This window comes from Ramlibacter cellulosilyticus, from assembly GCF_014297465.1.
Taxonomy (GTDB): Bacteria; Pseudomonadota; Gammaproteobacteria; order Burkholderiales; family Burkholderiaceae_C; genus Ramlibacter; species Ramlibacter cellulosilyticus.
In genome coordinates this window covers 1-8,895 of sequence record NZ_JACORT010000019.1, presented here as the reverse complement: position 1 = coordinate 8,895, position 8,895 = coordinate 1, and the positions used below count along the sequence as shown (strand labels likewise).

10 protein-coding genes are annotated in these 8,895 nt (G+C 60.7%); all 10 read left to right on the top strand.

Going from position 1 to position 8,895, the window contains the following annotated elements; translation table 11 throughout:
* The first annotated feature begins 64 nt into the window (after positions 1–64).
* The 10 genes from H8N03_RS25880 (at position 65) to H8N03_RS25835 (ending at position 8,672) form a co-directional block, all read left to right on the top strand.
* Complete coding sequence (locus H8N03_RS25880) at positions 65–754, top strand: PDDEXK family nuclease (RefSeq protein WP_187079141.1); 690 nt, start codon at positions 65–67, stop codon at positions 752–754.
* Between the two features lie 48 nt (positions 755–802).
* Positions 803–1,258 (top strand): hypothetical protein, encoded by a 456-nt coding sequence (locus tag H8N03_RS25875; RefSeq protein ID WP_187079140.1) that lies wholly within the window; start codon positions 803–805, stop codon positions 1,256–1,258.
* An 86-nt stretch (positions 1,259–1,344) separates the two neighbouring features.
* Positions 1,345–1,869, top strand: coding sequence for a hypothetical protein (locus H8N03_RS25870; protein WP_222623177.1), 525 nt, complete (start codon positions 1,345–1,347; stop codon positions 1,867–1,869).
* A 70-nt stretch (positions 1,870–1,939) separates the two neighbouring features.
* Positions 1,940–2,728: a hypothetical protein gene (locus H8N03_RS25865; protein WP_187079138.1), complete on the top strand. Its 789-nt coding sequence runs from the start codon at positions 1,940–1,942 to the stop codon at positions 2,726–2,728.
* 178 nt (positions 2,729–2,906) lie between these two features.
* Positions 2,907–3,962 carry a hypothetical protein gene (locus H8N03_RS25860; RefSeq protein WP_187079137.1) on the top strand — a complete coding sequence of 352 codons (1,056 nt, stop codon included), beginning with the start codon at positions 2,907–2,909 and terminating at the stop codon, positions 3,960–3,962.
* 140 nt (positions 3,963–4,102) lie between these two features.
* Positions 4,103–4,627, top strand: coding sequence for a hypothetical protein (locus H8N03_RS25855; RefSeq protein ID WP_187079136.1), 525 nt, complete (start codon positions 4,103–4,105; stop codon positions 4,625–4,627).
* A gap of 578 nt (positions 4,628–5,205) precedes the next feature.
* Entirely contained in the window at positions 5,206–5,610 is a 405-nt protein-coding gene (locus H8N03_RS25850; protein ID WP_187079135.1) for a hypothetical protein, read from the top strand.
* 849 nt (positions 5,611–6,459) lie between these two features.
* Positions 6,460–7,035, top strand: coding sequence for a hypothetical protein (locus H8N03_RS25845; RefSeq protein ID WP_187079134.1), 576 nt, complete (start codon positions 6,460–6,462; stop codon positions 7,033–7,035).
* Between the two features lie 126 nt (positions 7,036–7,161).
* Positions 7,162–7,593 (top strand): tetratricopeptide repeat protein, encoded by a 432-nt coding sequence (locus H8N03_RS25840; protein WP_187079133.1) that lies wholly within the window; start codon positions 7,162–7,164, stop codon positions 7,591–7,593.
* A 686-nt stretch (positions 7,594–8,279) separates the two neighbouring features.
* Complete coding sequence (locus tag H8N03_RS25835; RefSeq protein ID WP_187079132.1) at positions 8,280–8,672, top strand: hypothetical protein; 393 nt, start codon at positions 8,280–8,282, stop codon at positions 8,670–8,672.
* Positions 8,673–8,895: the final 223 nt, after the last annotated feature.

Genomic DNA, 8,895 nt, shown 5'->3' with positions numbered 1-8,895 from the left:
GGCGCTTGCGGCCTAACTTGGCGGTCGACTCGGACACGTTGCGGCAAGGGGCCGCCCAGTGCCGTTGGAAATCCTGCACCGTGCGGCCCCTTGCCGCAACGTGCCGGTCACCTCTACGTTAGAGCTCACGATGCGAACGCCTCGCTACACACCGGATGAACTCCTGGCTAAGTACCGGGAGATCCGTGAGAGCGTTGGTCCGCAGGAGTTCTTTACCGCTCCGAAGCACAAGAAGACCCAGGAGTTCTGGTGTGCCGCCCACTTCGGCAGGCACTATGCGCATGGCATTGGGTCTTGCCACATCCTCATTGAAGACCACGACGAGCAGTCTGATGCCGATTTCCAGTTCGAGGCCGCCGGAGGTTTGCACCCTTTCCAGATCACCGAGGTCCAAGCGCCTGGCCGCCGGCGAGGAGACGAGTACAAGAAGGAAGCATCGACTAAGGCTACGCTTGAGGACTGTAGCGACGGAACAGAGAACGGGCCGCGCTGGATTCGTGAAGCAATTGAGAAAAAACTTACCCGATACGGCGGGCGCGTGTCCCACCTGAACCTACTTGTCTACCTGAACTTCCCCGCGTACGACCAGCAGTATGTGGACATCCGGGAGACATGTGCATCCGTCTCCTCGCCCTTTGCATCCGTCTGGTTGCTGAACGGCAACGCCGCTGCGTGCATCTGGTCTCAAACGGCTCTTTCCGGTCCTGAGGGATGGCTATTCGGGCCTGAGAGCCTCGTGGTCGATGAGCCCTAACTTGTCGGTCGACTCGGACACGTTGCGGCAAGGGGCCGCACAGTGCCGTTGGCAATCCTGCACCGTGCGGCCCCTTGCCGCAACGTGCCGGTCACCTTCACGTTAGACCTCATGTCGTCGCAGCGCGATGTTTCGCAGCAGAACGCCGGCTCGTTGGAGCAGATCGGGCTGATTTCGTCCGAGTACGAGATGCGTCCGTCGCGCGTCAACTGGTTGCGGTCGGTTCTCGCGTCGCGAGGCATCGATCCAACCGCAGGTCTTCTGGTGAGGTTGCAGGAAGTGCCGGAGCAAGAAGGGCAGTACTTCCGGGGCACTTGGCTGACGACCGCCGGTCGCTTCTGGGACCTCGCCGCGATGCTCTCGCGCGACTACCGCGAGGTGGTGGAACTCGACGAGTTTGACGATGTGACGGAGCAAACGTTAGTCTCAGCTCATGTTCCTGGTACCGGCAAGTCCTTTGGCTATCTGGCGCTTGAAGCTCTCCGCCGGCGCGCTGAGGCCTAACTTGGCAGTCGACACGGACGCCCGACTTCGTACGCTCGCTGCGCTCGCTCCTGCCGGGCGCCGGTCACTTCTACGTTAGAACTCACATGGACTCTGTGCTTCATCAGTCAGTTGAGCGGTTCCGCCAGGAAATGGCGCAGGTGGACGAAGCCGTCCACGTCTTGTTGAAAGGCCACCTGCTAATCGAGGAAGCTCTCAATCGCATCCTTGAGCAGTACGTCTTTCACCGCGAGCACCTGGAGGACGCGCGTCTGACGTTTAACCAGAAGGTTCTGATCGGGAGATCTCTAGCCCTTCGAAAGAACAACATTGGAGAATGGGAGCTGATCGCGGCGATTAACACTCTCCGAAACGAGTTGGCCCATCGACTCAATTCGCCTGAGCGAGAGCGCAAGCTAAAGCGCGTGAAGGAACTCTACTTCCGTGAAGCCGCGGGGTTTCCAGCGATGGAGGAGGTGAAGGCAGCGCCTGATGCACACGTTCTGATGAACGCGTGTGGCCACTGTGCAGGGTTCCTGCTTGCGTTCGAAGAGGACTCGAAGATGTTCCGCCGGATGATCCATGGCATGGATCGGGCCAGCAATCCGGATCAGCCTCCCTTTGACCTATGAGGCGTAAGGCGGTGAGCTCTAACAGGTCGGTCGACTCGGACACATTGCGGCAAGGGGCCGCACAGTGCCGTTGGAAATCCTGCACCGTGCGGCCCCTTGCCGCAACGTGCCGGTCACCTTTGCGTTAGGCCTCACCGGACGTATGTTGGCTTTCATCCGCCGAAATGCGCTTGACCTGCTGCTGTGGGCCCTGTTTGCGGCGAGCGTGGTCCTTATGCTCAAGTCAAGCTCTGACCCGCGACCTGACTTCATCAAGGGCACACCGATTGAAGCTCTTTTGAAGCCGTTCCCGACCGGGAATCAGGTCACATTCGACATCACCGTCGGCATCATCGTCAGTCTCTTTGTTTACCTGCTCGTGGTGCGCCTCCCGGAGTGGCAGAAGAAGGGACGCCTGAAGGCGCATCTTCTTCGGCGATATGACGATCTCAAAGAGCAGTGTTTGATGCACTTCCTTTGGGCCTGCAGCCAGCCGGCGGAGTCAACGCTGATCGACAGTCTCAAGAACCAGAAGGAATTCAGGGACTTCTTCAACGCATCGGTCGCACCCGATCAAGATCGCTGGCACCAGGTACTGAATGGGCTAACTGACGAATACGTTCGATCGATTGTCCGCGAGCTGGATTCTTTTCGAGGCGAGGTCGACTTCGTGCTGACCTCTGTCGACGTGTCCGACGAGGAGGCCTTCCGGCTCCTGCGCAACCTGACCGAAGTACTTCAGCGGAGTCGTCACTGGTCAGACCGCGAGGATCAACTGAAGCCGCTGTCCCAGTTCATGTGGTCCATTTTCGCCGGCTGGAGCATCATCTCGGGCTACACCGATCGCGACGTCATCCACGACATGATCACTGCCATATGAGGCCTAACAGGTCGTTCGACGCGGACACGTACCGGCAAGGCGCCGCAAGCCGTGCGCGGGAGCCTACGTCTTGCGGCGCCTTGCCGGTACGTGCCGGTCAACTCCGACGTTAGACATCACAGTTAGCCTCCTCATGTCTCAACCGCTCGAGTCCGCCGTTCATTCAGCCGCTGCTCGCTTGAATGACCTCATCGAGCTGCACCGGCATCGGCCGGAGGTCACTCTTGCTGCCCACGTTCGGACGAGGCGCAAGGAGAGAGCCGATCGGGCGAAGGCAAGAGATCTGATCTACCTCGACACGAACGCCTGGAAGTGCATGGCTGACTATCGTCAGAAGAAGCCAAACCTGACGCCCGCCATGGTCGCATTCGGAGAGGCCCTTGAGCGCGCCGCGCAAAAGGACGCTTTCGCATTTCCAATCGGGCTGCCGACGTTCTTCGAGCTGGATTCGATGACGCATCCGGGCACGCGGACTGCCGTTACGGACTTGGTGGATGAGCTCTCTCACGGATTCTGCATCGCTCCCTTTCAGGATCGAGTCGGCCACGAGTTGCACCAGTTGCGGCGGAACGCATTGGATACGCCAGACGAGCTCGCGGACTTTCTATGCAGTCCCATTGAGTTGCTTGGAATTCCTGCGTTTTCTCTCCCTGAATTTGTCAGGGACCATGTAGATGACGAGACCTTCAACAAGGCGTTCTTTGACAGCGTCTCAGACCTGCCGTTCTCCGTGCAGCTGCAAGTGGCCAGTTCCGCACCTGGCGCCAAGTGGGACAACTCGCGAGGCATTGCTGACCTGAATGCCGGGAAGGACGCGCATCAGCAGGAAGTGGTAAACCTCAATACTGGAATTTTCTTGGAGCTGAAGGGCTGCATCGCGACTTGGTTCGACCAAGAAGGGATCGAGCTCGATCCGAAGGATATCGTCAACTACGCTGTCAATGCTCAATATCATTGGCATCAAAAGCCCGCATCACGAGCATTGCCGACACTTCGCGTTTTGAGTGCACTGTACGGCTTGATGCGGTTCGATGCAAAGCGCCGGTATCGAGACGGAGATCCGAACGACTTTATGGTCGCTGCTTCTGCGCTCCCGGTTGCGCACGCCTTGTTCACAGACCGGAAGCTGTGCAATCTCCTCTCTGATCCTCGAATCGGACTAGGTGACTTCTCGAATTGCGCATTCGTGAGTGGGTTTGACGAAATGGCCAAATTCCTGGTCGACCGAGAATGATGCACAGTCTGTGCACGGTGATGTCTAACAGAACGGTCGACGCGGACACGTTGCGGCAAGGCGCCGGGAGGCGTGTTGGAAAAGCGTACGCCCCGCGGCGCCTTGCCGCAACGTGCCGGTCACCTCTACGTTAGCCCTCAATGGACGCCATCGTCGCAGTCTTCCTGGCAGACCCGTTCAAGGTACTCCTTGGCAGCGGAGGCGTCGTCGGCCTGATTGTTGTAATCGTGAAGGCTTGGCGGTCTCGGGCATCTCCGCGAGTGCGTCTGCTTGGGCACACGTACGATCCGAAGGGCGGGCGCGAAATCCCAACCGAAGTACGCGTCGAGATCGAAAACGTCGGTCGCGAGCCTACGTCTCTCCAGCCGAAGGTCTCGATGACCTGTCGATATCCCGGTCGCAGGTCGATGCAGGCAACCTTCCAAGTCACGGACGGCGATCGCTCTCTTCAGCCCGTCTCTCCGCGGAACTTTGTGCTCCACGGAACCCCTTCCGCGGGCTTTCTGTTTTCTCACTTCCGGGTTTATACGTTTCAGTTCACGCGGGGAGGCAGCGTGAAGCTGCGTGTGCTGAATGCAAGCGGCAAGACGGCAGGGCCGCTGAAGTTCTGGTTTCTCAAATGGCTGTTCGTTCTCACGGGGGCACTTCCGCATGTTGAGGGCTAACAGGTCGGTCGACTCGGACACGTTGCAGCAAGGCGCCGCGAGGCGCCGTTGGATATCCTGCACCTCGCGGCGCCTTGCCGCAACGTGCCGGTCACCTTCACGTTATGCGTCAAGCCGCTGATCTCGTTGGCTTGGAGGCGCTGCGGCAGTTCCATCGCCGCGCCCGCTGGTAGCTTCTTCTTGCCGTGCGTCTGCTCGCTGCGTTGGCTTTGCGAGCGCTCCCTCCGCGAAGGCCGCTGCGAAGGCTCTCGGAACCGCCGTCGCGGGCGCTGTCGTTCCTATTGAGATTTGGGCCAACCCTCGTGCGCTCTTCGTAGGCTGCAGGGTTGGGCGCAGCTGGTTTGGCGCTGCAAAGGTTTGGTGCCGTTCCCCCTGGGCAGCTTGAACAGCCTCCATTCGGCGCGGCCGGTGCGCCTAGTGGTAACGCCGTTGCTTCCCTCCGCCAGGTCGCGCCAGTATCATCAGCTCGGTGACCTCCTCCACGTCCCTGCATAACCTGTCGGTCGACACGGACGTCCTATCGGCCGGCGTTCGCCTGCCTACTGTCCGCCGGTCACCTTTACGTTAGACCGCAGAAGATGCACCGTTTCGAGAATGCGGCCCTGGAGTTCCATGACTCAGAGGTTCGCGAAGTTCAGAAAGCGGGGGCGGACCTCCTGCTCACGTTCTCTGCTGCCTACGTCCATCGCTCGAATGGGCGGCCCGGTGTCGACGCGGGGGCCGGCTACCTTGCCGAACTCCTGATCACCTTTCGAGATGCGGAGTGGAGCGGCGATCTCGGCTCCTGCCAGGGGAAACTCTCCGACGGCGAGCTCTGTGTTGGCAGCGAGCGACTTTCCCTGGTTCCGCTGCCCTATGTCGCTTCCGGCAGCGTCTCAGCCGAACTACAGTTCGCGAATGGCGTCGCCCTCTCAATCCGTGCGTCTTCAGTCACGTGTCTGCCTACCGGCGGAGAGCGGTTTGTGGAGTCGTATGCCTGCTAGCGTGCGCTGCGGGTCTAACAGGTCGGTCGACTCGGACACGTTGCGGCAAGGGGCCGCACGGCGCCGTTGTAAATCGTGCACCGTGCGGCCCCTTGCCGCAACGCGCCGGTCACCTTTACGTTAGCCTGCATGATGCCGACCGTCGACTATCACCAGTGCTCAGTCCTTTCACATGGCGACGCGGCCGCCACGGTGCTGCTTGTGAACGAGGCGCCAGGCCCGTCTGAAACCGCCTCCGGTGTACCGTTGTTCGGGCAGCAGGGGGCGAATGTGTTTCACTCACTTCGAGCTGCTGGAGTTTCGTGGGCATCCGCACACGAGCGATTTGTTTGGCCGAGAAACGGCGAGCCGGGCCAATCTAGACGGCATGTGCAAAAGTCGGCCTTCCTGGAGGATCGGGCACGCTACATCACCTGTACAAATGCGTTTGCACGCTGGCCGCGGCCTGCCGGGAAGCCGAGGGCCTTTTGCGCGCCACTAGATGCTGATGCCCTCTCGCCTGACAATCTGGCCCGCCTTCGATCAGAAATCACGCCTACTCACCGCGCGATACTGGTTTGCGGGCGCAGCGCCTACCTAGCTTGTGTAGGAACTGTATTGCCGGCTCCAGCAAGTCGAGAACTAAGCCAACTGGATTCCGTGGAACTGGCGTTATTGAACCAGCGGCTTGGAGGCAATTTTCAGGCAGGCTGGTATATGGGGCACACACGCCGATGGTCATCGCACGGGCGGAAGACGGCGAGCACCTTGAGGCAGGTCGCGAGCCTTGTCGGTTGGAAGATCGTGCCCAATGCAGGCTAACATGTCGGTCGACTCGGACACGTTGCGGCAAGGCGCCGCGAGGCGCCGTTGGATATCCTGCACCTCGCGGCGCCTTGCCGCAACGTGCCGGTCACCTCTACGTTAGACCGCACCATGGGACTCTTGTGCGAACTCTTCGTGGCTAAGCACGGTGATGCGCTGCGGTTCGAGAGGCGGCTGGAGCACGCTGTGCCTCCCCGATACGAGCGAGGCGACGCCAAGGGACTTCTACCAGTCTCATTTGAGGTGCTGTGGGCTGTGGCGGAGAGGAAACCATTCGACCCCTACGTGCACACGCTTCCTGACCTCTACTTCTGGTCTCATGCCCGGAGCGGCATCGGCCGGCTGCGCCAGCGCCTCGCGGTCTGGAGAGCCATGGCACTCGCACTGGTGGGGCGCGACATTGGAACCTCCTGGCTGCATCAGTTTCCTCGCGGATTCGTGGTGAAACTCGCTCAGATGAATGATGCTGAAGCGGAGGAAATCGCCGGGACTTGGGCCGGAACGGACGACATGAAGAACATCGGCACGGTACATGCACGCGAGACGCTCAATACGTTGCGCACGCTCGCTCGTCGTGCAGAAGGCTCTGGAAAAGGCCTATATCTTTGGGGGTCCGTGTAGTGCCGTCTAACAGGTCGGTCGACTCGGACACGTTGCAGCAAGGCGCCGCGAGGTGCCGTTGGATACCCTGCACCTCGCGGCGCCTTGCCGCAACGTGCCGGTCACCTTCACGTTAGACCTCACGAGATGAGTCCCGAGGACATTTACTACGACCTGCACCCCGCTGAAGCCCGCGAGCAGCTTCTTGCCCTTGCTTCAGGCGGAGACCACCAGGCGGAGTTCTACCTCGGACACCTGGCGGACGAAGAGTCACCCCGGGATCCGGCCGCTGCCCTTGAGTGGTACCGAAAGTCTGCGGCCGGCGGGTTCCTTGAAGCGAAGCATTGGGTGGCGAGCTTCATGTACCACGGTATGGGCACAGTTCAGGACGTTCCTGGGGCCGTGGGGCTCCTTCGCGAGTGCGCTGAGGCGGGGCTGGATTCTTCGTGTTGGAAGCTGGGGCAGCACCTACTCCAGTATCCCGAGAGCAGGGAGGACGCCATTCGGTGGTTGCGCCTCGCGGCGAGCAAAGGGCACACTGCTGCAATCGAACTGCTTGCGGGAGCCGGTGCGTCGTGATGCCTAACTTGTCGGTCGACTCGGACACGTTGCAGCAATGCGCCGCGAGGCGCCGTTGGATATCCTGCACCTCGCGGCGCATTGCTGCAACGTGCCGGTCACCTTTACGTTAGATTGCATTGTCCGGCGCAGCGTTGTACCTTCGCGGCAAACAACCAGGAGACGCAGATGGCAACGAAAGCTTCCGGTAAGAGCGCTGGCACCAAGATGACCCCTGGGGCGGCCGCTCGCGTTCAGAGCGCTACGGCAAAGTCCTCTGGCGGCGGTGTCGCGAAAGGGACCTTTGCGGCACGTGCGCAGTCGGCTGCGGCCAAGAACACGGCACGAGGCGAGGTGACCGGAGCCAAGGCGGCGAAGGCTGCATCCCGGACGTTGTCCTCGAAGTCCACGGGCGGTGCATCCAAGTCGGCGGCAGGAAGCGCTCTTTCGCAAGTCGCACCGAAGAAGGTTACTTCGGCGCCGGCTGCCTCAAAAGCATCCAAGACTTTGCGCGATGGTCGTACGAGCGCTGCCTCCAAGTCGGCGGCTGGCTCGGCTCTGACGCAGAGGACCGCGAAAAAGCGCTGATGCAATCTAACAGGTCGGTCGACTCGGACACGTTGCGGCAAGGGGCCGCACGGCGCCGTTGGAAATCGTGCACCGTGCGGCCCCTTGCCGCAACGTGCCGGTCACCTCTGCGTTAGACCGTGGACAACGTCGTGTTTCAATCCAGTGCACTCGGCGTGTGCGCTTTCGCGGCCGCTCACGTCACTTGGCGCGCCGGCGCCATGCTCCGAAACCTGCACCCTTGGGACAAGCCGTCCCTCTTCACCCAGCTCGGGATTGCCGGCTCGGCGTTCATGGCCGGAATGGTGCCCCTGGCATTTGCCGCCGCAACCGCCACATTCATCTGGACGTTTGTTCATCTTCCGTGGTGGCTACCTGTTCCTCTTTTCTTCATTTCGGGCATGGCGTTTGGGCTTGTACACAACGCCCTCACGAGAGTCTCGCCGGCCCAATACATTGGCTACTTCCCTGCTGTCGGGGCACTAGTTGGCGCCTTGGGGGTTTTAATCACTCAAGGGGTATTGTGGTGGTGAGCTGCGCACGGTCTAACAGGTCGGTCGACTCGGACACGTTGCGGCAAGGCGCCGCGAGGCGCCGTTGGATATCCTGCACCTCGCGGCGCCTTGCCGCAACGTGCCGGTCACCTTCACGTTAGACCACACGTGCAGCGCCCCGCCATGCGTAGCGACTTAGTCAGCGTCTTTGATCGATTCGCTATGGGAGACATCCCAGGCGATGAGTTCGACGACGCGCTAT

What these genes read in the sequence shown, in the direction of transcription:
- H8N03_RS25870 (WP_222623177.1), top strand. Translation starts at nt 1,345, where the DNA reads ATGGACTCTGTGCTTCATCAGTCAGTTGAGCGGTTCCGCCAGGAAATG.
- H8N03_RS25850 (WP_187079135.1), top strand. Translation starts at nt 5,206, where the DNA reads ATGCACCGTTTCGAGAATGCGGCCCTGGAGTTCCATGACTCAGAGGTT.
- H8N03_RS25855 (WP_187079136.1), top strand. Translation starts at nt 4,103, where the DNA reads ATGGACGCCATCGTCGCAGTCTTCCTGGCAGACCCGTTCAAGGTACTC.
- H8N03_RS25840 (WP_187079133.1), top strand. Translation starts at nt 7,162, where the DNA reads ATGAGTCCCGAGGACATTTACTACGACCTGCACCCCGCTGAAGCCCGC.